Raw genomic sequence first — 25,173 nt, 5'->3', positions numbered from 1 at the left:
ATGGAAGACCGCGTCACGCTCGAGCGCCGCCAGAATGTCGCGCTCATCACCATCAACCGTCCCGAGACCCTCAACGCCCTCGACATGGACACCCTCGCGGCCCTTGACCGCGCCGTCGGCGCGGCGGAGGCGGATGCCGAGGTGCGCGTGCTCGTGCTCACCGGCGCGGGCAACCGGGCCTTCGTGGCCGGCGGCGACATCGCCGACCTGAACGCGCGCCAGGGCCTCGCCCACTATCTGGAGCTCGGCGAGCGGCTGCACACGGTATTCCGGCGGATCGAGACGCTGGACAAGCCCACCATCTCGGCGGTGAACGGCTGGGCGCTGGGCGGAGGCACCGAGCTGCTCCTGTGCACGGACATCCGCATCGCCGCCGACAGCGCACGGTTCGGCCTGCCGGAGGTCAACCTCGGCCTTTTCCCGGGAGCCGGCGGTTCGCAGCGGCTGCTGCGCCAGGTGGCGCCCTGCAAGGCCCGCGAGCTCATGTTCCTGGGCGACCGCATCACCGCGCAGGATGCCGAGCGCATCGGGCTGATCAACAAGGTGGTGCCGGTGGCCGAGCTGATGGCCGAAGCGTTCGCCATGGCCGACGCCATCGCCGGGAAGTCGCCGCTGGTGCTGAAGCTGCTCAAGCGCGCGCTGGTCGATGGAGACGAGATGCCCCTGCGCTCCGCCCTCCGCCACGAGCAGGCGATGATCGGCCTCGTGCTCGACACCGCCGACGCCCACGAGGGCTGCTCGGCGTTTCTCGATAAGAGGCCCGCAGCGTTCCGCGGCGTCTGACGGAGGAACGGGTGCGGCCATTGGAGGCGAGCCATGACGAGCGCGATCGTGATGCCGAAGCTCGGCCTCACCATGACTGAGGGGCTGCTGGCGTCGTGGCGGGTCGGTCCTGGCGACGACGTGCAGACGGGGGACGTTCTGTTCGTCGTCGAGACGGAGAAGATCGCCACGGAGGTGGCGGCGCAGGGGCCGGGGCGGGTCGAACGCATCGTCGTGTCCGCCGGCGACGTGGTGCCGGTGGGTGCCGTCGTCGCCACCTGGACCGGCGAGGGAGGCGCGGATCAACCGCTCCCGGAGGCCGGCCCTGCCCCGTCCACGGACACGCCGGCTGCCGGGCCCGTCGATCGCGAGGTGGCGCCCCAGGGCGGCGGGCGCATCATCGCGACGCCTCTCGCGCGCAGGATAGCGCGGGAAGGCGGCATCGAGCTGTCCTTGCTCTCGGGGTCAGGCCCGCGCGGACGGATCAAGGCCGCAGACGTCACGGCGGCGCTCGGGCGCCGCGGACAGGTCGCCGCGCCCGCAGCGCCGCAGACCGTGAACGCGGCCGCGCCGACGTCCATGCCGCCCGGCGGCAAGCGGCGGCCAGCGAGCGCCATCGAGAAAGTGGTGGCGCGCCGGCTCACGGCGGCCAAGCAGGAGATACCGCACTTCTATGTGCTGGCCGAGGCGGATGTGACGCGCCTGCTGAGTTTGCGCGAGGAACTGAACACCGCGCCGGATGCGCCGCGGATCAGCCTGACCCATTTCGTCGTCGCCGCGGTGGGCCGTGCCCTTGCCCGCATGCCGGAGATGAACGTCGTGTGGACGGAAGACTGCGTGGAGGAACTCCATGCTACCGACGTGGGCGTCGCCGTCGACACGCCGAGGGGCCTCCTCGTACCCATGGTGCGCAATGTCGCCGCGCTCTCCATCGACGCGACCGCACGCACCATGAGCGCCGCTGTGGAGAAGACGCGGGAGGGCAGGCTTGCGGCAGAGGATCTCGCCGGTGGAGCGATCTCGGTCTCCAATGTCGGCATGTTCGGAGCCTCGCACCTCGTGCCGATCATCAATCCGGGCCAGTCGTCCATTCTCGGTGTTGCGGCGGTGAAGCCTGTGTTCCGGCCCGACGCATCCGGCGCGCCGGCCTTGAGGCAGGAAGCGGGCCTCGTCCTGTCCTGCGATCACCGCGTGCTCGACGGCGTGAAGGCCGCGCGTTTCCTCGACCTCGTCACGAAGCTTCTGCAACAGCCCCTGGCGCTTCTGCGCGCGTGAAAGCTAAGGATCTCGACCATCATGGATTTCGCACGCACCGAAGAACAGCGCCTCCTCATTGATACCGCCCGTCGCGTTGGCGAGAAATTCGGGCTCGATTACTGGCGGACCCTCGACGCGAACAAGGAGTTTCCGAAGGCGGCCTGGGAGGAGATCTGCAACGCGGGCCTGTGCGGCATTGCCATCCCAGAGGAATATGGCGGTGCCGGCCTCGGCATGACCGAACTGGCGATGGCGGTCGAGGCCTTGTGCGCGGCCGGTGGCGGCTCGACTTTGAGCCAGATGTTCATGTGCAATCCCATCTTCGGCGGGATCACGCTGACGAAGTTCGGCACGCCGGACATGAAGCGCGAGCTGCTGCCGAAGCTGGTCTCCGGCAAAGCCACATTCGCCATGGCGCTGACCGAGCCGGACGCCGGCACCAACACCCTTGCCCTGAAGGCGTTCGCCCGCGCAGAGGGCAGCGGTTGGCGCCTCAACGGCCAGAAGATCTGGATCACCGCGGTCCCGCAGGCGACGAAGATCCTTGCCGTCGCCCGCACCACCAAGGCGGAGGATGTGAGGAGCAAGGTGGACGGGATCAGCCTGTTCCTCATCGACCAGGATCGGGACGGCATTAGCCACCAGGCGATCGAAAAAGTCGGAACCAACACGCTCCCCTCTTCGGCGGTGTTCTTCGAAGATGTGCGCGTCGACGGGCATGAGCTCGTGGGAACGCTAGATGGCGGCTTCCGGCAGTTGCTCGATGTGCTCAACACCGAGCGGATCGTGACCACCTCCGGCCTCGTCGCGACCGCCGAGCTCGCCATCCGCCTCGCGGTGAGCTACGCCAAGGACCGCAAGATCTTCAACGGCCAGCCCATCGGCGCCTATCAAGGGGTCCAGTTCCCCCTCGCCGAAGCGCACATCCAGGCCGAGTGCGCGCGCCTCATGAACCACAAGGCGGCGACGCTCTACGACCAGGGTCAGCCCTATGGCAGCGAGGCCAACATGGCCAAATGGCTGGCCGGTCACGCCGCCGGGCTCGCCACGGACCGTGCCATCCAGACGCTGGGGGGCATGGGCTACTCCAAGGAGTTCCATGTGGAGCGCCTGTGGCGCGACGCCCGCCTGTTCCGCTTCGCGCCGGTGGCCGAGGAGATGGTGCTGAATTTCGTGGCCCAGCATGATCTGGGGCTGCCGCGATCGTACTGACATGGGCCGGAGTTGAGAGGGTCTTTGCTAACATCGGTCGGCGCGGTCGCTTCCCATCGAACCCGGGAGATTCATCATCAATCCGATCCATCAAATGCCGGGACTAAACAGCTAGGATTCCGGCTCAGGCCGCGTTTGCCCCGCTGTGGCGACCAGCCTGCTCCCCGAGCTTGTCCAGGTAGCGCACGATCGTGTCTCTCACGCCGGAGCGGCTGTCGTTTTCGTGCATCATCAGGGAGAGTTGCGCCAGCCGCGCCGGCAGTTTCGACGGCGGCTGGTCGATGCGGATGCGCCGGACGCCTTTGGAGTCGGTAACGCTGACGGCTGCGGTCGTTATGGCGCTTCCTTCACGAGCGCGTCGAGCGCGACGGCGCTTGCCCCCCGCAGGACAAGCGGATTGATCTCGATCTCCTCCAGCCTGCTCTCCGAGAGGAAGCGCTCGCAAAGCTCCGCCAGCGCCCGGGCGACGGCCCGCAGGTCCACCGACGCACGCCCCCGGAAACCGTCGAAGAGCCTGGCGCAGCGCAGACCGCGAAGCATGGCCTCGATGGCATCGTCGCCAAGCGGAAGGAACCCCATGACGACATCCGGCGCGAGTTCGACTTCCACCCCGCCCCGGCCGACCATGAGGACCGCGCCGAATACCGGATCCCGGCGCAGACCCGCGACCAGCTCGAAGTCGAACGGCACCATCTGCTCAATGAGCACACCTTCGCATGAGACACCCGCTGTCGCGCCTTGCTCCAGCAGCGTGGCTGTCGCGGCGGTTGCCGAAGCGACATCGGCGAGCCCCAGTACGACGGCACCATGGTCGCTCTTGTGCAGCATCTGCGGGCTCTGCAGCTTCGCCGCATAGGGGCCGGGGATGTCTGCAAGGGCGGCGGCCACCTCCTCGGGCGAGATGACGAGGACACCTGCGGGAATGGCAAGGCCTCCGAGGCCGGCGAGTCGGGCCTTGCTGCGCCATTCGGTGAGCTGGCAGGCCTCCGGATGCGGGCCGGCTGGCGGTGGCGCGTTCGGAATCTCGCGGGCCATGGGCCGTGCTTTCGCGCTCCGCATCACGTTGGCGAGCGCGGCCACCGCCTGCGGGATATCGCCATAGACCGGAATGCGCGCTGCACCAAGGCGGGTCACGACGTTCGGCGGCGCGCCGATCCACACGACGACGAAGGGGCGGCCGCTCGCCTCGCGGGCGCTGAGGATCGCCCGCGCCAGATCGTCTGCAATGGAGTGCATGAGGCCGATGAACAAGATCGCGCAGTCGAGTTCCGGCGCCGAACTCACCACGGCCAGGGTGCGGCGGAACATCGTGGGGTCCGAGAGGACGTTGGCGGTGAGGTCGATGGGGTTCTGCGGCTTGGAATATTTGGGTAGACAGCGCGCGAGCTCCTGCGCCGTATCCGGGGTGAGGCGCGGCAAGCTGAGACCCGCGCTCTCGATGGCGTCCGCGAGCAGGACGCCGGCCCCACCGGACACGGACAGTATCCCCGCCTGCCCCGCCGCGGGCAGCGCATCGAAGAGGACCAGCTTGGCGGCGTCGATCAACTCCGTGATGGACGACACTCGCACCGCACCATACTGATCAAAGCAGGCCTGATAGATGCGGTCTTCCCCCGCGATGGCGCCGGTGTGGGAGGCCGCGGCGGCCGCTCCGGCAGCGGAGCGCCCGGCCTTGATCAGGAACACCGGCTTGCCGGCCCGGGCCGCGTCGCGCAAAGCATCGCGGAAGGCGGTGCCGTGCTTCACATCTTCCACGTAGGCGCCGATGACGCGGGTGTCGGGATCATGCACCAGCATGGAGAGGCCAGCGGCGATGTCGATGTCGCACTCGTTGCCGGTGGTGATCCACCGGCTGACTCCGAGACCGGACTGGAGCACGAGGTCGAGCCAGTAGGCGCCGAGGGCGCCGCTCTGCGTGACGAAGCCGAAGCCGCCAGGGACGAGGGCGTTGCCTTCCATCGCCGTGGTGAAGGAGGCGATGAGCCCGCTGTGGGCGTTGATCACCCCGAGGCAGTTGGGCCCCACCAGCGCAATGCCGTGCTGCTGCGCCAGCGCGCCGAGCCGGGTTTGGAGGCGTGCGCCTTCGGCGTCATGCTCGGCGAAGCCCGAGCTGAGCACGACGAAAGACGCGATCCCGCAGCGGATTCCCTCTTCGACGACCGGCTCCACCTGTGCAGGGGCGGTGCCGATGATGGCGAGGTCCACGGGCCCGTCGATGGCAGCCAGCGAGGGATAGGACTTCAGTCCCTGCACCTGGCTGCGGGATGGGTTCACCGGGAGGATTTGGCCCTTGAAGCCGCGCTTCAACATGTAGGCGATCGGCCGACCCGTCAGCTTGGCGGGGTCGTCGGAGGCTCCGACCACGGCCACCCGCGTCGCGGCCATCAGGCGCGCGAGCCGGTCGGCCGGCGTCGTATTCATGGTGATGGTCATGTTCATCATGCACTCTCAGTCGACGTCGTCCGTGGGAGTTCGGCCTTGGGCCAGCGCCGCGAGAGCGCACCGACGAGGCCATCCGGCGCAATGCGGATGACCGTCACCAGGAGCAGCCCGTAGATGAGCAGATGCACGCCGGGCAGGGCATCGCCGAACGTATGGCGCAGCCACTCGCCGGCAGGCACCAGCACCAGCGGGCCGAGCACAGGACCCCAGACCGTTCCCGTGCCGCCTACCACCGTGAACAGGATGATCTCGATGACGATGGTGATGCCCGCGAAGGTGTGGGGTTCCACGAACTGCAGATACTGAGCATAGAAGGTACCACCCAGTGCGGTGAGCCCGGCGCTGATCGCCATGGCCATCATCTTGTACTTCAGCACCGGGACGCCGATGGCGTGGGCAGCGCGTTCGTTGTCGCGCAGGGCACGCAGATAAAGGCCGATCTTGCTGCCGTAGAGCCACGCGGAGAGCACAAGGGCGGCGAGCGCATGGACCGCGATCACGACATAATAGGTGCCGTCGCTCCTGAACTGGTAGGAAGCCGGCCCGCCGCGCGGCAGCGTGAGGCCGCGGCTCGCTCCGAAAAAGTCGATGGAGGAGAGGGCGAGATAGCCGAGCATCGCAAAGGCGATGGTGACCAGCGCGAACGATAGGGGCGGCAGCGCGTAGCGGAAGGACAGCCAGGCGATGAACACGCCGATGATTACCGCCACCGCGGCGCCGGCGAACATGCCGATCCAGGGCGACAACCCGAAATGGATCGATAGCAACGTCGGCGTGTAGGCGCCCGCCGCCAGGAACAGGCTATGGCCGATACAGAACTGGCCGGCGGTGCCGCCGACAATATTCCAGGCGATGCACAGATAGATGAACAGCATCGTCAGGAGGGCGATGCTGATGCTGCCACCGCCCAGGGCGAACGGCGCCAGGGCGATGACGACGAACGCGATCCAGGGCAAAGGGCCACCGTAACCGGAGAATAGGGCAGTCATCAGCGCTCTCCCAGGAGGCCGCGGGGACGGAACAGCAGTACGACGATGAGCAGGCCATACGGGATCATCGCTCCAACGGTGCCGCCATAGAGCAGGCTGCCGAGGCTCTCCGCCACGCCGATGATGAGGCCGCCGATCATCGATCCGAGGAAGTTGCCGATACCGCCGATGACCATGACGATCAGGGCGACGAGGGTCAGGTCGAGGCCCATGGTGGGGGAGAGGGTGAACTGGGAGACGATCATGGGGCCTGTCAGGCCGAGCAGTCCGATCCCGAGGCCGAAGGCCAGGGCCTGGATGCGGTCGATGCGGATCCCCATGAGCGCGGCGGCGTCGCGGTTCTGCGTCACCGCCCGCACCTGCCGGCCGAAATCGGAGCGCATGAGCACCACATAGAGCACAGCGGCCAGCGTCGCTGCGGCCGCCGACCCCACCACCAGCACCCACGGCATGACCAGGGGCGCGATCACGAGATTGCGGTTCGAGAGCACTGTCGGCACGGTGTGATAGTCGCCTCCGAACAGCACCAGGATCAGGTTCTGCTCCACGAAGACGAGGCCGAGCGTGAGTTGCGCGCCGGCGAGCACCCCCGCCGCGAGCACGGGCTGCACGAGGCGCCGGAACAGGAGGATGCCGAGCCCCAGGAACAGCAGGAACATGAAAGGTGCGGCCACGTAGGCATCCACCTTCAGCGCGGCGTAGAGGATAAAGCTGCCATACATGGCGAGCGCCAGGAAATCGCCGTGGGCGAAGTTCAGGAGCCCGCCAACGCTGAAGATCAGCGTCATGGAGAGGGCGATGAGCGCATAGATCGCGCCCATCTGCAGTCCCTGCACTGCCGCTTGCAACAAGACTTCGCCAGACATGAGGGTCCTCACAGGCGCCCGAGATAGGCTTTGCGGGTGGCAGGGTCGCGCACGAGGTCGCCGGAAGCGCCTTCGAGCACGATGCGGCCGTTCTCGATCACGTATCCGCGGCTCGAGACCGCGAGCGACAGCTTCACATTCTGCTCGGCGAGCAGGATGGTGAGCCCTTCCCCGTTGAGCCGGCGGAGGGCGGCATAGGTCTCCTGAACCATGAGAGGGGACAGGCCGAGCGAGGGCTCGTCGAGGATCAGAAGCCGCGGCAGGGCCATGAGGCCGCGGCCGATGGCCAGCATCTGCTGCTCGCCACCCGACATGCTGCCGGCATGCTGGTCCCGCCGCTCGGCAAGACGGGGGAACAGGTCAAAGATCCGCTCAAGGCTCGCCGCCCGCCGCGCACGCGCACGCGGATGCACGCCGCCGAGCATCAGGTTTTCCCACACACTCATCCGTGGGAACACCATGCGGCCTTCCGGAACCAGCACCACGCCAGCCTCCACCGCCCGCTCGCAGCCCCGGCCGTCGAGCTCCGCCGCCTCGAAGCGGATGGCGCCTCCCGTGGGCCGGATCAGGCCGGCGATGGTCTTCATGAGCGTGGTCTTGCCGGAGCCGTTCACGCCGACCAGCGCCACGAGTTCCCCCTCGCGCACGCAGAGGTCGACGCCGCGCAGGATGGTGATCCGGCCGTAGCCGGAGACGAGGCCGGAGATGTCAAGCAAGCTCGAACTCCTCGCCCAGATAGATTTCCACGACCTTCGGATTGCGCACCACCTCGTCCGGCGGCCCCTCCGCAATCTTGCGGCCGGCGCCGATCACCACCACGCGGTCGGAGATGCTCATGATGACCTCCATGAGGTGCTCGACCACCAGGAAGGTGATGCCGCCGTCCCTGAGCCGTCGGATCAGGGCGACCACCTCCTCGGCCTCGCTCGGCCGCAGTCCGGCCATCACCTCGTCGAGCAGGATCATCTGCGGGCGGGTGGCGACCGCCTTGCCGATCTCGAGCGCCTTCTGGTCCGGCAGCGTGAGCTGGCGGCAGGTGAGGTCGAGCTTGTCCTTGAGCCGGACCAAGGCGGCGGTTTCCTCCGCCACCCGGCGAGCCGCCGCCATGGGCTGGTGCACCAGGGCCGCGGCGGTGAGGGTCTCGCGCACGGTCAGGCTCGGGAACACCTCCACAATTTGGAAGGTTCGGGTGAGCCCACGCCGGCAGATGGCCTCCGGCGGCAGATTGGTGATCGGGTCTCCAAGAAAGCGCACTTCGCCGGCGCTGGCGCGCACAAAGCCGGAGAGCACCTGGAAGAAGGTGGTCTTGCCGGCGCCGTTGGGGCCAATGACGCCGACAACCTCTCCGCGCCGCACGTCCAGCGATACACCATCGACGGCCCGAAGGCCGCCGAACTGCACGGCGATGTCGCGCGCGGAGAGAATCACGTCGGCCGCGGCCGGAGCGAGATCGGTTTGAGGGGCTAAAGTCATAGCAACAGCATTTCCTGTACACGGCGAATCCGGCGCATCGTCCCCCGGGAGACCGGATCGGACGACCGGCCGCGCGTCCTATGCCGGCGCGCGGCTCCCTTCAGTCGCGGGTCTTGATGATGGCCCGCGCGGACGCGACGGCTTCCGGGTAGACGATCTGCTTGTTGCCGTCCTTCCACTGGATGAAGATCGGGCTTGTTCCCTCCAGCATGCCGTCGCCGCCGAAGCGGAGGTCGCCCGGGATGAAGGGCAGCACGATGTCGGGCGCCCCCTTCTCAAGCTTCAGCGCACGGAACGCGGCATTCACCTTGACCGGATCGTCCGAGCCCGCGTTCTCCAGGGCACGCACCAGAAGCCGCGCCGCCTGGACCCCGAACATGAAGCTCTGGTCGAGGACCTTGTCGGGATAGAGCGCCTTCCCGGCCGCGACAGCCTGCTTCAGTCCCGGCAGGTTCCCGTCCTCTGAATAGAAGGCGAGGCCGAACGACTTTGTGAGCGTCTTCTCCGCCACCTCTGCGCCGAGGGTCGACCACAGCTTGTCGTCGCTGAAGCCGGCCGAACCGCCGATCCAGATGGGGGCGTCGTAGCCGAGATTGAACCGGGCCCGGTGGAGCAGCATTCCGTCCTGGAAGTACACGGCGGAGATGACGGCGTCCGGCGCCAGGTTCTTCACCTTCAGGACGATGGGCGTCATGTCCTTCACCGTGGGCTCGACCGGGATCTGCTCCAGCACCTTCACCCCGAGCGCCTGGAGCGCGGCCACCGCGCTCTTGGCGACCACCTGGCCATAGTCGTTGTTGACATAGGTGATGACCACGGTGTCGACTTTCGCCCCCTGCTTGCGCAACCAGGAGACGAGGTCGGCATAGCCCTTGCCGAACCCTTCCGCGCTGATGGACAGGGTCGAGAAATAAGGTGTGTTGGGCACGATGGTGGTCTGCAGGCCGACGCCGCCCACTTCACCACGGTCGGCAACCGGCATGAAGGCCTGAGCCTCCGGCGTCGAATAGGGGCCAAGGATGAAGGAGACCTTCTCCTCCGACATCAGGCGGCGCGCCTCCAGCGAGGTCTTTGCGGCCTCCGATCCGTTGTCGGTCACCACGAGCTTGATCTTGGCGCCGCCGAGACTCTTGATGCCACCCGCGGCGTTTGCCTCGCGCACCACCATCTCGATGCCGCGGATGACGCTGAGGCCGCTCTCCGCGTAGCGGCCGGTGCGCGGAATGAGGACGCCGACCTTCACGTCCTTCGTCTGCGCGTGAGCGGCGGTCTCGATCATCGAAATTGCGATGAGCAAGGACAGCGCGAGGAGTCTTAGGAACTTCGACCGACTAAGCATGTCATTCCTCCCTTGCGTCGAAAACGGGGCCGGTTGCTCCGACCTCCTGCTTCTGCCCGGTCAATTTCCGAGCGACAGCGTTCCGGTGATGACCGGCTCTCCGCGCTGATTGACCACGGTGACGTCATAGCTGCCGTTCCCGTTCGGACTTGTTCGTCCCATCACGCTCACCGTGTCGCCTTCCCGGACGGGGCGCACGAACCGCACATCCAGCCGTGCGTCGCGAGCCGCCTCGTCCCCATGGGTGGCGCGCAGCGCCTGCCAAATGAGATTCATGGACAGCATGCCGTGGGCGATGACTCCGCCCATCGGGGTGGACGCCGCGAAATCCGGGTCCACGTGGATAGGATTGAAGTCGTCGGTGATTTCCGCATAGCGCCGGATCGTGGCACGATCCACGCACAGGGAAATGGTCACGAGATCGGCGCGCGCATCCATGGTCACCTCGCCCAGAGCGTCTTCATGAGGCCGGAGAACAGGTGGTCCCCCGCCTGCGAGCGCGTCTCGCTGGCGAACCGAACCCAGCGCCGCTCGCCGCGCAGTTCCTTGCCCGCGCAGGAAAGGGAAGTGACCACCGTCTCGCCCGGCCGAGGAAGACGCCGCACCTCGAAGGTCTGGGCGCCATGGACGTTGCCCGGCGGGCGCGGCTGCAGAAGGTCGCTATAGGCACGGATGAAGACCACCGCCGTCAGGCCCGCTGGAACGCAGGAGCCGCCGCGATCTTGGGGGAACATTTCGAACCAGCGCTCCAGGATTGCGCTGTCGAGGGTCAACGCACGCTCGCCGATCATCTGGCCCGGCTCGAAGGTTTCATAGAGGTACATGGGCTTAATCCCGCAGCCGGGCTTGGGGCAAAGGCGGAAAGCCGCCCTCGGTCGGCTCGAACACAATGTCCACCGGGGCACCGATGGCCACGGCGGAGAGGTCGGCGGCCCGCACGTTCATCATTGCCCGCACCCCCTCCTCCAGCTCGATGATGGCGAGCGCATAGGGAACGTCTGCCTTGAAGGCGTCGGTGGGTGCGCGATGCACGATGGTGAACGAGAACACCGTTCCCCGCCCGGACGCCGGCCGCCATTCCAGACCGCCCACATGGCAGCGCGTGCAGGAGATCCGGGGCGGGAACTGGTCGTGGCCACATCGGGGGCAGTGCTGGAACTCCATGCGTCCCTCGGCGCAGGCCGCCCAGAAATGGCGGGTCACGGCATTGGGCTTGGGCAGAGGCTTCGCGCTGGACACTCAGGACCTCCCCAGGACGAGGGAACAGTGGGCGGACAGGATGCCGCCGTCGCCATGCACGAAGGCAAGCTCGGCGTCCGCGACCTGCCGCGCTTCGGCTTCCGCGCGGAGCTGCCGCACCGCCTCCACCACGTGGAACATGCCACCCGCAGCGCCCGAGTGGGCGTAGGAGAGCAAGCCCCCGTGGGTGTTGCAGGGCAGCGCGCCGCCAATGTCCATGGCGCCTGCAAGAATCGCGGGGCCGGCCTCGCCGCGCCCGAAGAAGCCGATACACTCCAGCTCCGCCAGCAAGGTGATGGTGAAGCTGTCGTAGATCTCCGCCACGTCGATCTCGGACGGCCGCACGCCGGCGCGGGCGAAGGCCTGGGCCGCGGACTGCTTGCAGCCGAAATCCGTGAGGGAGGGGGCGGCCACGATGTGCTCGTGGGTATTCATCTGCCCCGTGCCGAGGATGGCGACGCCGCCTTTCGCCGTGTCGCGGGCTGCGTCGGCCGCGCTCACCACCACGGCGGCGGCGCCGTCAGAAATGAGGCAGCAGTCCAGCAGCCGCAGGGGGCTGGCAATGACCTTCGAATTGGCCACGTCGTCGAGGCTGATGGGTGTGCGCATCTGCGCCTTTGGGTGGCGCATGGCATTGATACGGTGAGCGACGGCAACGCCAGCGAGATGCTCGCGTGTCACGCCGTGCTCGTGCATATAGCGCTGCGCCACGAGCGCGTAGGCAGGCGGCACGCCGATGCCGTAGGGTCGCTCGAACTCGGCATGGCCGACCTCCGAGAGCGCAGCCACCGCCTGGTCACGGCTCATGCCCGTCAGCCGGTTGTCGCCACACACACACAAGACGTGCCGGCACAGACCGGCCTCCACCAGCGCCGCCGCCTGCATCACCTGGGCGCAGGCGGTGGCGCCCCCCGCCTGCACCGCAACCGAATAGGACGGTGCGATGCCGAGGAACTCGCTCACGACCGAGGACAGCATCAGGTGCGGCGCCGTGAAGGAGTAGGCGCAGAGCACGCCATCGATGTCGCCCAGAGAGAGACCAGCATCGGCCACCGCAGCGCAGGCGGCCTCCGCCTGCAGGCCGAGGGAGGTCGAGCCTTCGAGCCGCCCAACGGCGGTGTCGGCCGCGCCGGTGATGACCGCTTTCACCATGCTATTTCCCCTTCGTCGGGGCGAATTTTTCCCACACGAATCCGAGTGGCGCCCGCGCAAGGAAGTCGGCTACGGCCGCGTGATGGTAAGGCGTCTCCAGGGCCACCGCCTGGGCACAAGCCTCCAGCTCGGCGAGGGCGTGCCGGTCGAGGTTGAATGCCTGGTTCAGCACGGTCTTGGCCATGCCGATTGCCTGCGTCGGCGCGTGGCGAAACCGTTCGGCGAAGGCGATGCCGGCCGCGAGCGCATCCCCCTCCGGCAAGATCTCGTGGACGAGGCCCAGCGCCTTTGCCTCCTCGGCACCGACCCCCCGCCCGGAAAAGATCAACTCCTTCGCCCGCTGCAGGCCCACCATGCGCGGCAGAAGCTGAAGCCCGCCGAGGTCCGGCACCAGGCCGATGCGCACGAAGACCGCGCAGAATTGCGCCCGCGGGGTGGCGAGGATGAAATCGGCGGCGAGGGCGAGATTGAAACCGGCGCCGAAGGCCGGCCCATCCACCACTGCGATGACGGGCATCTCCAAGTCGAGCAGTTCGTCGAACCAGACGTGGAGACGGCGGATGCGCTCGCGATTGACGTGCGCGGGCCGCCGCTCGGAGGACAGCGACTTCAGGTCGCCGCCGGCGCAGAAGGCGCCGCCCGAGCCGGCGATGACCAGCGCCTTGGCGCCAGGCTCGTCGCGGAGCATCCTGAGGACCTCCTCGATCTCCCGGCGCATGTCGAGATCGAGAGCGTTGCGCTGCTCCGGCCGATGGAGGACGAGGCGCGCGATGTCATTCTCCACGGCGAATTGCAGAGTGGTGAAGGCGGTCACGACCGGCCCCCGAAGGTCCGCGAGATGATGTTCCTTTGGATCTCTGACGTGCCTTCGCCGATGACATAGACGAGTGCGTCGCGATGGAAGCGGGCGACGGGATATTCCTGCATGATGCCAGCGCCGCCGAGGATGCGGACGGCAGCCTCGGTGACGCGCACGGCGGCCTCGCTGGCGATGAGCTTCACCTTGGAAGCGGTCGCGGCGTCGATGGTGCCTTGATCGACGCGCCAGGCGCCGTAATAGACCATCCACTTGGCCGCATCGATGTCGGCGGCCATGTCCGCCAGCTTGTGGGCGATCGCCTGGTGGGCCAGGATCGGTTTGCCGCGCACAATACGGGTCTGGGCAAAGGAGAGGGCCGCATCGAAGGCACCGCGCGCCATGCCGAGACAGTTGGCGGCCACCCCCACCCGGTTTTCCGAGAGGGATTCCAGGACGATGCCGTATGAGCCGACGCTGTCGCCCAGCAGAGCCTCGTCGGGAACGAAGGCATCAGAGATGTGAATGAGGCCGGTCTCGGAGGCCCGGATGCCATCCTTCTTCAGCTTGTGGATGTCGAAGCCCGGATTGGGCAGATCAACGATGAACAGGCTGATGGCATCCGCCGTAGGTTCAGGCTTGGTTCGGGCAGCGACCACGAGGAAGTCGGCGATGGGTGCGTTGGTGATGTAGAGCTTCGCGCCGTTGAGGCGCCAGCCACCCTCCACCTTCTCGGCGCGCGTCTTCATGCTGCGCACGTCGGAGCCGCCGTCGGGCTCGGAAAGGCCAAAGCCACCAATCTTCTCCCCGGCGAGACCTGGCACGAAATAGCGTGCTTTCTGCTCGGCTGTCCCCGCACGCCAGATGGGCCAGAGCGCCAGATGGGTGTGCGCCGACCAGGACGAGGCGAACGCTTGGCACACCCGGCTCGTCTCTTCCCGGACGATGCAGTCGGAAATCTTGTCGAAGCCGGCGCCGCCGTCCGCCTCGGGATAGCGCACGCCGAGCAGGCCGAGCTCGGCCCACCGGTGGAACAGGTCGGGTGGAAAGGTCTCGTGCTCCTCGGCGCCCGCGACCAGCGGCGCAAGTTGCTCGGCGGCGAAGCGCGAAACGGTCTCGCGCACCATTTCGTGCTGCGTGGAAAACGCAAAATCCATCAGGCTCTTTCCTCCTCAGCGGTATGATTCCGCCCCCGCCTTTCGCTCTGATGATGGCGCCCGGCCGAGATCGTCAAGCCGCATAATTCTTCTAATTGAATAATATTCTGTCACTTGAATATTGATATGCCCACTTGGGCGGCCGTGTCAACAAACCGTTGTGCGGGAAGGCAAGAGGTGGCTCGATGCAGTCCGACGCCAGAGCCTTGCCTTGGGCTTGCCGGAGGCAGTACCCGAGGGTCGGCCACGTCCGGCTCCACGACCCGAGCCGGAAACCCGGTCTGAACCTCGAAGTGGGGTGTGGGGCTCATGCGAGGCGCAAGTTCCTCGAACTCGCAGATCCCAACCGAGCCCCCATGGCGGCGGCAACCGTGAAGGTGATCGATGCCATCTTCGAGATCGAGTGCGAGATCAACGGCAGGCCGCGCAGTAGCCGCAGACCATGACCGGCACCACGAACGCGGCAACGACGACCGTCCTTGCCCGGAGAGCGCGAGTGATCAGGAACAGGAAGTGGCCGGGGCCGAACCGAAACAGGCCGGCGGCCAATCCGATGAGGACAGCGCCTGTGGCGCCTGCTCCGCTCTGTTGGACCCGGCCCGCGGCCGTTGACGGTCATCCGGCTCTTGACGAGGGCAAAGTCCCGCACACTGCGGCAGGAAATGGGGTCCTGCTCCTGCTGGAAGCGGAGAACCATCCGCTGACAGCCCCCTTGCGGGTCAGGCCGTGGGCCGCAATCACCGCGGCAAAGCGAACGCGGTTGCAGGCATGCGGAGTTGACGGCATGGCCGGACCATACGCCTCACGGATGGGCGGCCCCCTGATGATGGCCGAGATAGGCGCTCACCAGCATCTCATCGGCCATGAAGCGAGGCCAGTCGCCCTCGATAACCTCGTGAGCGATCCGCCCGGTCGCCATCACATAGGCCCGGCTGGTTGCACTCGACGCGATGGCGATGTTCTGCTCCACCAGAATGATGCTCATGCCATCCGCGCGCAGCCGGCCGAGAACATCCAGGATGTCCTTCACCACTTTTGGGGCAAGGCCGGTGGAGGGCTCGTCCATCAACATGATGTCCGGCTGGAGGAGAAGCGCGCGGCCGATGGCGACCTGCTGTTGCTGGCCACCGCTGAGCAGGTCGCATCGTACGCTCAGCTTTTCGCCCACCGCCGGGAAGAGATCGACGATCCGCTCCAAGGTGAACACATGCCGGCGCCCCCGCCCAGCCCGCTCGGCCAGGGCCAGATTTTCCCGCACCGTGAGTTCGCCGAAGAGGTTCCGGTTCTCGAGCACCACGGCTAGGCCGAACCCGCTGCGCTGATGCGGCGGGATGCGGGTGATGTCCTCGCCGCCGAGTCGGATCTCGCCGTCCCGCGCGGGCAGGAGACCGGCCAGCGTGCGCACCAGCGTGGTCTTGCCGGCGCCGTTGGCACCCACCAGCCCGACCACTTCGCCCGTGCCGATGCTGATATCGATGCCCTTGAGGATCGTCAGCGCGCCGTAGCCGGCGCAAAGGCCTTTCACGCTCAACATCTCACACCCCCAGATAGGCCTCGCGCACGGCCGCATCCTCCTGGACCTCCGCCATGGTGCCGGAGGCGATGATCCGCCCGAAGTTGAGCACGTGGATGGCTTGCGCCACCCCCATCAACTCCATGTCGTGCGAGACGAGCAGGATGGCGATGCCTTCCTCCGCCAGGAGCTTCAGCTTGGTGATGAGCACCTCGATCTCGGTGGTGGTCAGGCCCGAGGACGGTTCGTCCAGCATCAAGAGCCGCGGCCGGCCCTGATAGGCCCGCGCCAGCTCCAGCAGACGGCGCTGGCCGGCGGTCAGGAGCGGCGAGGGACGGTCGAAGACGGCGCCAAGATCGAAACGTTGAGCGGTCTCGTAGGCCCGCGCGCGCATCTCCGTCATCTCGCGACGCGCCGCGGGGAGGCCGGCAAGGCCGGCGAAGAAGCCCGAGCGGCCCGCCTTGAAGGCGCCCACCATCACGTTCTCCGCGACGGTCAGGCGCTCGAACACCTTCGGCGTCTGGAAGGTGCGTACCAGGCCGTCGAGGCTCCGCCGGCGCACGCTCTCGGCGCGGATGTTCCGGCCATCGAACAGCACCGCGCCCGACATGGGCATGAGAAAGCCCGAGATGATGTTGAACAAGGTCGTCTTGCCGGAGCCGTTGGGACCCATCAGTCCCGTAATGCCCACGGCCGGAACAGCGAAGCTCACGTCGTGAAGCACCTGGAAGCCGCCGAAGCGGTGGGCGATGGTCTTCAGCTCCAGCAACGGAGCATCGGGCGCGCTGGCGGCGACGCGGGAGGCAAGGTTCATGGCGTGGTCTCCCCGCGAGTGGCGCCGGACCTGCGCCTCACCAGCCCGGTCAGGTCACGGCCGAGGCCCCACAGGCCATCCGGGAAGAACACCACGGAAGCGACAAGCGCGAGCCCGAAGAGGACGCGGTGGATGTCGCCCAGCGTGCTGAGCAGTTCCGGCACGAGGCCGATGAACAGCGCCCCCACAATCACGCCGGCCGGAACCGAGGCGCCGCCGATGACCGGGACGAGCAGGAACAGGATCGACTTGTCCACGCCGAAGCTGTCCACGTTCACGAACCCCACATAATGGGCGAACAGGCTGCCCGACAGCGCGCCGAGCCCGCTCGACAGCATGAAGATCCAGAGTTTCAGCCGGGCATTGTCGATGGCCATCACCATGGCCGCATCCGGGGCGTCGCGCATGGCCTGCAGGGCGAGGCCGATGCGGCTGCCCATCAGATTGTGCATGGCGAGGATGGTGGCGAAGGCGATGGGCCAGACCAGATAGTAGAATTTTTCCGGCGTATCGAAGATGAATCCCCCCACCGCCAGCTTCGGCACGCCTGGCACGCCGAGCGTGCCGCCGGTGATGAAGTCTGCCTCGAAATAGATGTTGGTGCAGATGATGCCGAGCGCGAGAGTGGCGAGCGCCAGGAAATAGCCCGAAAGCCGCAGGATCGGCCGGCCGATGAGCGCGGCGATGGCCAGTGAAAGCACGATGCCGATGGCGATCCCCGCCGGCGCCGGCCAGCCCAGCCGCGCCGAGCAATAGGCGCGGGCGTAGCCGCCGATGCCATAGAATGCCGCCTGGCCGAGATTGACGATCCCGCCCTGCCCGAGAAGGAAGCCGACGCCGGCGCCGGCGATGGCATAGAGCCCGCAGAACACCAGGAGGTCTACGACGTGGCGCTCCAGCACCATTGGCAGGATGAGGAACACACCGGCGGCGAGCGCGAGGACAGACAAGGCAGCCGCCGACGAGCGGGTGGTCCGCAGCCGTTGCGCAGACAGCTCGCCGGCAATGCCGGGCGGGGCCAGAGAGGTCTTGTTCGGCAGCATGACTCAGCCTCCCTTGCGGCCGGCGCGGCCGAGGATTCCGTCCGGAACGAAGATCATGATGACGATGAGCAAGGTGAGGGCGACCGCATCCTTCATCCCGGACGAGACGAAGACGATGGACATCGCCTCCAGGATGCCGATGACGAGGCCGCCCACCAGCGCCCCGAGCGGATTGGAGAGGCCACCGAGGATGGCCGCCGCAAACCCCTTCAACGTCAGCAGCGGCCCCATCTGGTAGCCGACGCCGATGAGCGGCGCGACGAGGAGGCCCGCCAGCGCCGCCAGCAGGCCGCCCAGGGCGAAGGTGGCGGTGCGCATGGCGCGGACATTGATGCCGGTGGTGGCGGCGCCATCAGGGTCGATGGAGGCCGCCATCATGGAGAGCCCCAGGTGGGTGTGCCGATAGAACAGGCGCAGCGCCAGGATCAGCGCGGCGGAGATGCCGATCACCCAGAGGGCATGCTCCCGGATGATGGCGCCGAACACCTCGTACACCTCGTCCCCGAGCGGCGGCAGCAGGTGCTCCTCCCGGCCGAACAGGTAGAGCACCCCGGCCGAGAAGGTGAAGCCCAGGCCCACCGTGAGCAGGAGGAAGGATTCCTCCCGCGCCCGCCGGGCGAACAGGGCGCGGATCGGGCCGAGCTCCACGAGGATGGCGATGGCCATCCCCGTGAGCGCGCCGGCCACGACGGCCAGCCAGAGCGGAAGGCCCCATATGGCAGCAGCAAACACGGCCGTGGCTGCGCCGACCACGGCGAGCTCGCCCTGCATGGCGTTGATGACATGGCTGCCCTTGAAGATGACGGCGATGCCGAGCCCGACGAGGGCATAGACGAAGCCGTTGGTGACACCGGCGAGCAGTGCCTGAGTGAAGAGCATCAAGGCCAAGGGACGTCCCCCGTATCTGGGTTCAGGAGCCGGCCTTGAACGGCAGGCGGACGAACTTGCCCTTGTCGAGCTTCGAGAAGACGTAGCTCTTCAGCGTCAGGCCCGTCAGGTCCTCCTGCGAGAAGTCGAACCGGGCCATGGCGCCCTCGAAGGGGCCGCGGATCGCCTCGCACAACGCTCCGGGCTGGGTGTCGGCCCCGAGCTTGGCGAGGCCGGCCGCCACCGCATTGAAGGCGTCCCAGGCGCTGGCTTCCATGGTCTTGGGCAACACCCCGTATTCCTTGCGGAAGGCCTCGACGAACGCGGCCTGGCCAGGGAGGGGGTCCTCCGCCACCAGGAACTCGGCGAAGACGATATTGTCGGCCGCGTCGCCCATGGCCTTCACATACTCATAGGTGGCGGTGCCGAGGGCCGACAGGAGCGGCGCGGTAAGGCGGATCTGCCGGGCATTGCGGAACGGCGTCGCCGAATTGCCGATGACGGCGACGGCGTCGGGAGCTGCGGCCTTCACCTTGGCGGCCTGGGTCGTGGCGTCGGTGGCGCCCACTTCCCATTTCTCCACCGCCACGATCTCCACCGGATAGTCGGGGCTCACCTCCCGGATCTTCGTCATCACGATGTTGCCGTAGGCGGAATCATGCAGGACGCCGAGCTTCTTCGCGCCCAGCGCCTTGGTCGCGACCTCGAGCAGGGCGCGGGCGTTGAGGTCCTGCGACGGCAGCATGTGGAACACGCAGCGCCGCGTCTTCTCCAGTGGCACGCCGAGGCCGGTGAAGGCCATGACGGGGATCTTGGCCGGATCGGCGACACCCCCGACCGCAAGGGTGGAGGCCGTGAGCGTCGGGCCGACGATGGCCTGCACCTTCTGGGAGAAGATCAGGTTGTTCGCCTTGGTGACCGCGACATCCGGGCTCGACCCATCGTCCTCCATGATGAGCTGGATCTGACGGCCGTCGATGCCGCCTTTCTCATTGGCGAGCTTCACGGCCAATTGCAGCCCGTTGCGCTGCGGGATGCCGGCGCCTGCGCCGGGCCCGGTGGTCGACAGGATGACGCCAATGCGGATGGGTTCCGCCGCCTCGACGACGGCGACCGTTCCTGCAAGAGCGAGGACGAGCGCTGGCACCGCCAGGAGCGCCCGGCGCGACACGGATTGCGTCATGTTCTTCCTCCCAGATTTTATGTTTGTTCGACACTTCAGAAACCGACGCGGTCACCTCCCTTGAGGGCGAGCATCGACCGTGCGTCGCTTGGGGTCGCGAGCATCGGTCCCCGGCTTGATCTCCGTCCGGAACGGCATGAAGACCTTGGGATCGGGCGTCGGGCGACCGTCCCGCGCATTTCGGGCATGCAGGCGGAGGATGGCCGCGCCGGTCTTCACGCACCTTCTCCCTGGCCGGACTTGCGCACCGCGTCCTTCAGGTGGTGCACGAGCCCGGCGCGCACCTGATCGGCGGCCTGCGGCGGCCAATGGCGGAACCCTTCTCCCGACTTCATGCCGAGCCGGCCCCGCGCGACGAGATCGCGCAGATAGGCCGAGGGAGCGGCATGGCGGCTGAGGGCGGGCAATATGGTCTCGTGGATGGCGAGGGTCAGGTCGGTGCCCACGAGGTCCGCATTCTCCAGCGGCCCCAGCACCGCCAGGCGCAACCCAAAGCTGGCCTTGACCACCGTATCCACCGTCTCGGCATCGCAGACGCCCTCTTCCACGAGGGAGATGGCCTCGCGCCACAGCGCGTGCTGCAGCCGGTTCCCGACGAAGCCCGCCACGTCCCGACGCACATGGACCGGCTGCTTTCCCGCTGCTGCAAGGATGTCCATGGTGCGCGTGACGACGTCCGGCGTCGTGCGGTCCGTCCCGATCACCTCGACCAGCGGAACCAGATATGGCGGGTTCCACCAATGGGTGCCGAGCGCCCGCTCCGGCCGGGAAAGGTCGGCCATGATGCTGCCGATGGGGATGACGGAGGTGTTGGTGGCGAGAATTGCATGGGCCGGTGCACCGGCCTCGATTTCGGCGAACAGGGCGCGCTTGGCGTCGAGGTTCTCGGTCGCCGCCTCGATGACGAGGCCTGCGCCTGCCACGGCGTCCGCGAGCTTGTGGCAAGGCAGAACCCGCTGCGCGGCGGCGGGGTCCTGGCCGAGCGCGGAGAGGTTGGCACCGATGCGCGAGCGCAGGGACGCCAGCGCCTCGGGCATCGGGTCGAACACCCGGACCTCGTGCCCCCGTTCCGCGAACACCTGCGCGATGCCATGGCCCATGAGGCCGGCGCCGACAATGGTTGTGAGTGGCTGTGCGGTCATGCCCTTCTCCTCCTGCGTCCGCCGCAGGGTGCGACCCGTCCCGGCTGGATGCCGGAACAGGTCAGGTCGGGTGCGGTCTCAGAGGGGCGTGCCCGCCTCGATGCGGTAGGCCTGCTGGGGATCCTCGATGGCGACGAGGCGGATGATGCAGCCGTCGCCCCGATCCCAGTTCCAGGGGAAGAAGGCGAAGGTCACGCGCTTTCCGGTGACGGCATCGAGGTCGCCGCCGACGTTCTCGATGCCGAGAATGCCGTTGGTGAAGAGCTTGCGGTGGACCGGCTCCCACTCGGGGTGGTCCTCCTTCCAGTCCCGGCCGCCGGACCATGCCTTGTATTCCTCGGCGAGGTGGGGATGCAGGGGGCCGTTGCGGTGGGGGCCGATGGCGGTCGCCAGCGGATGGTCGTTGGCCTGGGTATCGTGGCCGACCACCTTCACCCGCTTCTCGACGAACCAGTCGCCGGCCGAGGCGACAAAGCCGGGCGCGTAGCAGAAATACTCCGCATTGTCGTCGTAGAGCTTGTGCCATCCGGTGTTGACGATGACCACGTCACCCGGGCGCACATGCGCCCCGGCGGCCTTTTCAAGGTCCTCGTAGGTGATGGGCTCCCACTTCTTCTTCGGGATCGAGACGACGATCCCGGTGCCGAAGAAATGCGGCAACGGAACTTCATCAATGAAAGGCGTGCCTTCCACCACATGAGCCGGCGCATCGATGTGGGTCGTGTTGTGCATCGTGGTGGTGATGCGCTGGGTCAGGACACCCGATTTTGCCATGTAATGGATGCGCTCGATCTGCACATCCTGGAAATACGGCAGTTCGGAGACTGAAAACCAAATCGGTGTGAAAGATTATAGAATTTGAGGCCCATGTCGTTATGGAGATTCGACTGAAACTCGATGCCACGGATCGTGACAGTCATTCAACGCCTCCCAGCGTCTTACCCTCGGCGAGGGCGGATCTTTTTCGTTGCTTCCGGGATATGGCGCGCAAAGGGGGTGGTCAAATGGAATGATACATGTGTACTGTAATGCGATACACATCCACGGAGCGGGCGATGTCGAAGGATGGAGCGGCCATCCGCGAAGGGGGTGGGATCCAGGTGATTGCTCGGGCGGCGGCCATCCTGCGGTCGCTGAAGAACCTACGTTCGGGGCTCAGCCTCGCGCAGATCGCAGGCCGGGTGGGTCTCCCGCGCTCGACCGTGCAGCGGATCGTCAACGCGCTTCTGGAGGAAGATCTCGTGATTTCCGCCGGTCCGGAGGGCGGCTATCGCCTCGGGCCGGAGATCCACGCGCTCTCCCGCTCCGGAAAGCTCGACATCGTGGAACTGGTGCGCCCCCACATCGTCGCGCTCTCCCAGGCGACAGGCGAGACGGTGGACTTCTCCGTACTGCGCGGGAGCGAGGTGCTGTTCCTCGACCAGGTGACGGGAACGCACCGGCTGCGGGCGGTCTCGGCGGTCGGGGACATTTTTCCGCTGACCAACACGGCTAACGGCAAATGTTGCCTCGCCCTGCTCGAACCCGAACGGGCGCGGACCCTCGTGCGCAAGGAGCTCCCGGGCACCAAGCGGCTCAACGCCGTGCTCGCGGAAATCGCCGAGGTGCGGCGCTCCGGCCTCGGCTTCAATCACGAGGAGCACACCGTCGGGATCAGCGCCGTCGGCGTCGGCTTTCGCGATGCCGCGGGCGGGATCTATTCGATCTCCATTCCCGTTCCCACCTCACGCTTCCAACTCGTGCGAGACGATGCGATCCATCATCTGCAGGCGCACAAGACCCAGATCATCGAAGAGTTGGGCGCCGGCAACAAAAATTTCCGCGTGGAGTGATTATCGTGGATGCGAATATCTGAACAATAATCGGCGGCCCAGCGGCGCTCATGCACCGCCCGACCCGATCTGGTAGACCGGAATGCCGAGTTTGCGGGCCTTGTCGGCGAAATTGTCCTGGATGCCCCTGCCGGGGAAGATGATGACCCCGACGGGCATCACCGAGAACGTCTGATCGTTGTGCTTGAAGCGGGCGGCCTTGGCGTGCCGTGTCCAGTCCGGCTTGAAGGCCACCCGCGGTACCTCGCGGGCATCGGCCCAGCAGGCGGCGATCTTCTCCGCGCCCTTGGGTTCGTGCGCAACCGGGAGATAGAAGCAGCGAGGACGGAAGCGCAGGCTTCCGGTTTCGTGCAAAGCCGTGATGCCGCGGTTCCGCAGATACGCCTCACACACCATGCGCTACAATTGTAGAGCGATCGAGCAGACCAGCCGCGTCGCCAAGCCGCGCATCGCTGGCCGGAACGTTGGAACAAAGGGCGGTAACCAAGGGTCCCGAAACCGACCTAAAGTGCATGGCGCGCCGGGGAAGATTCGAACTCCCGACCCCCAGATTCGTAGTCGGTTCAACCGTGTTTCCTTGGATATCCCCACCTATCCCAGTCTGTCAACAACCCACTGCTATCACTAGATATCTAGTTCCTGCTCTTGTACGGTCTGCCCCGGACTTTTCGTTTTGGTGATGACCCGGTGATGACCCGTGATGACCCGGATTGGATCGAATAGGCCTCCTGAGCGGGTAGCGAAGCTCACCAAGCGAGCCGTTGACGCTGCGGAGCCTGGAGCGGATCGGTACACGCTGTGGGACAGCGAAGTGAAGGGCTTCGGCCTTCGCGTCACACCAGCCGGGGCGAAGACTTACATTGCGCGATATCGGACAGGTGGCGGGCGAACTGGGCAGCTTCGCCAGATGACGCTCGGCCGCCACGGCACGCTGACACCCGAAGAAGCACGCGCGCTGGCCAAAAAGACCCTGGGGGCTGTGACCAACGGAGCCGACCCAGCAGCTGCCCGTGCAGCAGAGCGCCAAGCGATTTCCGTCAGGGAGGTCGCCGAGACGTTCCTCCTCGAGCACATGGAGGCGAAGCGGAAGCCGAGCACGACTGTGCTGTATCGAGACATTCTGAACCGCCACGTCCTGCCCGAGTTTGGTGGTCGGAAAGCTGAAAGCCTCACTTCCGCCGATCTGGCAAAGCTCCACATCAAGATGCGCCCTACCCGCTTCCAGGCAAACCGGATGCTGGCCGTGGTCGGCAGCATGTACTCATTTGCTGCGTCCCGCGGGTTCGTCGCGAAGGGTGTGAATCCCTCCGTCGGGATCGAAAAATACACGGAGCAAGGCCGCGAGCGTTATCTCAGCAGCGAAGAGCTCGCCCGCCTGGGGGATGCGATCCGCGAGGCGGAGACGGTCGGCATTCCGTGGGAGCCCGACCCGGCGAAGAAATCGAAGCATGCTCCAAAGGCCGAAAACCGCAGGACGCGCATCGACCCCTACGCTGCCGCGGCGCTCCGGCTTCTCCTGCTCACCGGCGCCCGCCTGCGTGAAATTCTGCACCTCCGATGGGATCACGTGGACCTGGAACGAGGCCTGCTCTTCTTGCCGGACAGCAAGACGGGAAAGAAGACCATCGTCCTGAACGGGCCGGCGATGTCACTGCTCGCCGAACTACCCCGCGCCGGCGCCTTCGTCATCGCTGGCGCTTCCGCCGGCACCGACGAGGAAAAGCCGCGGGCGGATCTGCAGCGCCCGTGGGCGCTCGTTTCGCGCCGTGCCGGCTTCTTCGAGATGACGCCAGTTCTGATGGTGCAGGGAAAACCCGAGGTCGACGCCAAGGGCAAGCCGAAGCTGCGGGAGCGGCCGACCGTCCGCCTGCACGACCTCCGCCACACCCATGCTTCGATCGGCGCCGGCGCCGGCTTGGGCCTGCCCGTGATCGGCAAGCTCCTCGGTCACACACAGGCATCCACCACCCAGCGCTATGCGCACCTCGACGCAGATCCCCTTCGGCGAGCATCGGACCAGATTGGGCGGGCGATTGCCGCGGCGATGGGTGAACCCGCAGGGAAGCTCCCAGCCAAGACCGGGAGGACCTAACCG

The 25,173-nt window shown here is 66.8% G+C and carries 26 protein-coding genes and 2 pseudogenes; 6 read left to right on the top strand and 22 right to left on the bottom strand.

The genetic code is table 11. From position 1 onward, the window contains the following. Genes EZH22_RS14260 through EZH22_RS14250 form a run of 3 tightly spaced genes read left to right on the top strand, consistent with a single transcriptional unit; the run spans window position 1 to window position 3,231 of the window. A complete protein-coding gene (locus EZH22_RS14260) occupies window positions 1-783 on the top strand; it encodes an enoyl-CoA hydratase/isomerase family protein (protein ID WP_203196226.1) in 783 nt (260 codons plus the stop codon). A gap of 33 nt (window positions 784-816) precedes the next feature. After that, window positions 817-2,037, top strand: coding sequence for a dihydrolipoamide acetyltransferase family protein (locus tag EZH22_RS14255; RefSeq protein ID WP_203196225.1), 1,221 nt, complete (start codon window positions 817-819; stop codon window positions 2,035-2,037). A 21-nt stretch (window positions 2,038-2,058) separates the two neighbouring features. After that, complete coding sequence (locus EZH22_RS14250; protein ID WP_203196224.1) at window positions 2,059-3,231, top strand: acyl-CoA dehydrogenase family protein; 1,173 nt, start codon at window positions 2,059-2,061, stop codon at window positions 3,229-3,231. Between the two features lie 333 nt (window positions 3,232-3,564). Here the strand turns inward: EZH22_RS14250 and EZH22_RS14245 are convergent, their stop codons facing one another. The 12 genes from EZH22_RS14245 to EZH22_RS14190 all read right to left on the bottom strand — a co-directional run bounded on the left by EZH22_RS14245 (window position 3,565) and on the right by EZH22_RS14190 (window position 14,684). After that, entirely contained in the window at window positions 3,565-5,673 is a 2,109-nt protein-coding gene (locus EZH22_RS14245; RefSeq protein ID WP_203196223.1) for an acetate--CoA ligase family protein, read from the bottom strand. Continuing rightward, entirely contained in the window at window positions 5,670-6,662 is a 993-nt protein-coding gene (locus EZH22_RS14240; RefSeq protein ID WP_203196222.1) for a branched-chain amino acid ABC transporter permease, read from the bottom strand. Before EZH22_RS14240 ends, EZH22_RS14245 begins: the two co-directional genes overlap by 4 nt. Continuing rightward, window positions 6,662-7,528 (bottom strand): branched-chain amino acid ABC transporter permease, encoded by an 867-nt coding sequence (locus EZH22_RS14235; RefSeq protein ID WP_203196221.1) that lies wholly within the window; start codon window positions 7,526-7,528, stop codon window positions 6,662-6,664. Before EZH22_RS14235 ends, EZH22_RS14240 begins: the two co-directional genes overlap by 1 nt. Window positions 7,529-7,536: 8 nt before the next feature. After that, window positions 7,537-8,244 carry an ABC transporter ATP-binding protein gene (locus EZH22_RS14230; RefSeq protein ID WP_203196220.1) on the bottom strand — a complete coding sequence of 236 codons (708 nt, stop codon included), beginning with the start codon at window positions 8,242-8,244 and terminating at the stop codon, window positions 7,537-7,539. Further along, on the bottom strand, window positions 8,237-9,001 hold the full coding sequence (locus EZH22_RS14225; protein ID WP_203196219.1) for an ABC transporter ATP-binding protein: 765 nt from the start codon (window positions 8,999-9,001) through the stop codon (window positions 8,237-8,239). The genes EZH22_RS14230 and EZH22_RS14225 overlap by 8 nt, the downstream gene beginning before the upstream one ends. Before the next feature lie 100 nt (window positions 9,002-9,101). Beyond that, window positions 9,102-10,280 carry an ABC transporter substrate-binding protein gene (locus EZH22_RS14220; RefSeq protein WP_203196218.1) on the bottom strand — a complete coding sequence of 393 codons (1,179 nt, stop codon included), beginning with the start codon at window positions 10,278-10,280 and terminating at the stop codon, window positions 9,102-9,104. A 120-nt stretch (window positions 10,281-10,400) separates the two neighbouring features. Beyond that, on the bottom strand, window positions 10,401-10,778 hold the full coding sequence (locus EZH22_RS14215) for a MaoC family dehydratase (protein WP_203196217.1): 378 nt from the start codon (window positions 10,776-10,778) through the stop codon (window positions 10,401-10,403). A 2-nt stretch (window positions 10,779-10,780) separates the two neighbouring features. Then, window positions 10,781-11,164: a hotdog family protein gene (locus tag EZH22_RS14210; protein WP_203196216.1), complete on the bottom strand. Its 384-nt coding sequence runs from the start codon at window positions 11,162-11,164 to the stop codon at window positions 10,781-10,783. A 4-nt stretch (window positions 11,165-11,168) separates the two neighbouring features. Further along, window positions 11,169-11,579: a Zn-ribbon domain-containing OB-fold protein gene (locus EZH22_RS14205; RefSeq protein ID WP_203196215.1), complete on the bottom strand. Its 411-nt coding sequence runs from the start codon at window positions 11,577-11,579 to the stop codon at window positions 11,169-11,171. Next, complete coding sequence (locus EZH22_RS14200; protein WP_203196214.1) at window positions 11,580-12,731, bottom strand: thiolase family protein; 1,152 nt, start codon at window positions 12,729-12,731, stop codon at window positions 11,580-11,582. A gap of 1 nt (window position 12,732) precedes the next feature. Further along, a complete protein-coding gene (locus EZH22_RS14195) occupies window positions 12,733-13,545 on the bottom strand; it encodes an enoyl-CoA hydratase/isomerase family protein (RefSeq protein WP_203196213.1) in 813 nt (270 codons plus the stop codon). Further along, a complete protein-coding gene (locus EZH22_RS14190; protein ID WP_203196212.1) occupies window positions 13,542-14,684 on the bottom strand; it encodes an acyl-CoA dehydrogenase family protein in 1,143 nt (380 codons plus the stop codon). Before EZH22_RS14190 ends, EZH22_RS14195 begins: the two co-directional genes overlap by 4 nt. A gap of 185 nt (window positions 14,685-14,869) precedes the next feature. Here EZH22_RS14190 and EZH22_RS32890 point away from each other — a divergent pair, with 185 nt between their 5' ends. Beyond that, on the top strand, window positions 14,870-15,130 hold the full coding sequence (locus tag EZH22_RS32890; protein WP_203196211.1) for an IS66 family transposase: 261 nt from the start codon (window positions 14,870-14,872) through the stop codon (window positions 15,128-15,130). 356 nt (window positions 15,131-15,486) lie between these two features. Here the strand turns inward: EZH22_RS32890 and EZH22_RS14180 are convergent, their stop codons facing one another. From EZH22_RS14180 to EZH22_RS14145, 8 genes are all read right to left on the bottom strand, one after another. Next, window positions 15,487-16,254, bottom strand: coding sequence for an ABC transporter ATP-binding protein (locus tag EZH22_RS14180; RefSeq protein WP_203196210.1), 768 nt, complete (start codon window positions 16,252-16,254; stop codon window positions 15,487-15,489). Further along, a complete protein-coding gene (locus EZH22_RS14175) occupies window positions 16,220-17,011 on the bottom strand; it encodes an ABC transporter ATP-binding protein (RefSeq protein ID WP_203196538.1) in 792 nt (263 codons plus the stop codon). Before EZH22_RS14175 ends, EZH22_RS14180 begins: the two co-directional genes overlap by 35 nt. Continuing rightward, on the bottom strand, window positions 17,008-18,054 hold the full coding sequence (locus EZH22_RS14170) for a branched-chain amino acid ABC transporter permease (protein WP_203196209.1): 1,047 nt from the start codon (window positions 18,052-18,054) through the stop codon (window positions 17,008-17,010). Before EZH22_RS14170 ends, EZH22_RS14175 begins: the two co-directional genes overlap by 4 nt. Before the next feature lie 3 nt (window positions 18,055-18,057). Continuing rightward, window positions 18,058-18,933, bottom strand: coding sequence for a branched-chain amino acid ABC transporter permease (locus EZH22_RS14165; protein ID WP_231711535.1), 876 nt, complete (start codon window positions 18,931-18,933; stop codon window positions 18,058-18,060). A 31-nt stretch (window positions 18,934-18,964) separates the two neighbouring features. After that, window positions 18,965-20,104 carry an ABC transporter substrate-binding protein gene (locus EZH22_RS14160; RefSeq protein ID WP_203196207.1) on the bottom strand — a complete coding sequence of 380 codons (1,140 nt, stop codon included), beginning with the start codon at window positions 20,102-20,104 and terminating at the stop codon, window positions 18,965-18,967. Between the two features lie 51 nt (window positions 20,105-20,155). Further along, window positions 20,156-20,323 (bottom strand): 3-keto-5-aminohexanoate cleavage protein, encoded by a 168-nt coding sequence (locus EZH22_RS14155; protein ID WP_333473727.1) that lies wholly within the window; start codon window positions 20,321-20,323, stop codon window positions 20,156-20,158. After that, window positions 20,320-21,246, bottom strand: coding sequence for a 3-hydroxyacyl-CoA dehydrogenase family protein (locus EZH22_RS14150; RefSeq protein ID WP_203196205.1), 927 nt, complete (start codon window positions 21,244-21,246; stop codon window positions 20,320-20,322). Before EZH22_RS14150 ends, EZH22_RS14155 begins: the two co-directional genes overlap by 4 nt. A 78-nt stretch (window positions 21,247-21,324) precedes the next feature. Then, window positions 21,325-22,020, bottom strand: coding sequence for a cyclase family protein (locus tag EZH22_RS14145; RefSeq protein ID WP_231711476.1), 696 nt, complete (start codon window positions 22,018-22,020; stop codon window positions 21,325-21,327). A 281-nt stretch (window positions 22,021-22,301) separates the two neighbouring features. On the opposite strand from EZH22_RS14145, the gene EZH22_RS32395 reads away from it, so the two are divergent. Then, complete coding sequence (locus tag EZH22_RS32395; RefSeq protein ID WP_203196204.1) at window positions 22,302-23,078, top strand: IclR family transcriptional regulator; 777 nt, start codon at window positions 22,302-22,304, stop codon at window positions 23,076-23,078. A gap of 48 nt (window positions 23,079-23,126) precedes the next feature. Here EZH22_RS32395 and EZH22_RS14135 read toward each other — a convergent pair. Then, a pseudogene (locus EZH22_RS14135) lies at window positions 23,127-23,369 on the bottom strand (SLOG family protein); the annotation flags it as partial. Between the two features lie 15 nt (window positions 23,370-23,384). After that, a pseudogene (locus tag EZH22_RS33160) lies at window positions 23,385-23,474 on the bottom strand (DUF7146 domain-containing protein); the annotation flags it as partial. Window positions 23,475-23,778: 304 nt separating this feature from the next. Between EZH22_RS33160 and EZH22_RS14130 the strand changes: the two are divergent. Continuing rightward, window positions 23,779-25,170 (top strand): site-specific integrase, encoded by a 1,392-nt coding sequence (locus EZH22_RS14130; RefSeq protein WP_203196203.1) that lies wholly within the window; start codon window positions 23,779-23,781, stop codon window positions 25,168-25,170. Window positions 25,171-25,173 lie beyond the last annotated feature (3 nt).

Origin of the sequence: Xanthobacter dioxanivorans, from assembly GCF_016807805.1 — a bacterium.
In the GTDB taxonomy this organism is placed as follows: domain Bacteria; phylum Pseudomonadota; class Alphaproteobacteria; order Rhizobiales; family Xanthobacteraceae; genus Xanthobacter; species Xanthobacter dioxanivorans.
Note: the sequence above shows the minus strand (reverse complement) of the source record. Positions and strands in the feature narration are given on the sequence as shown.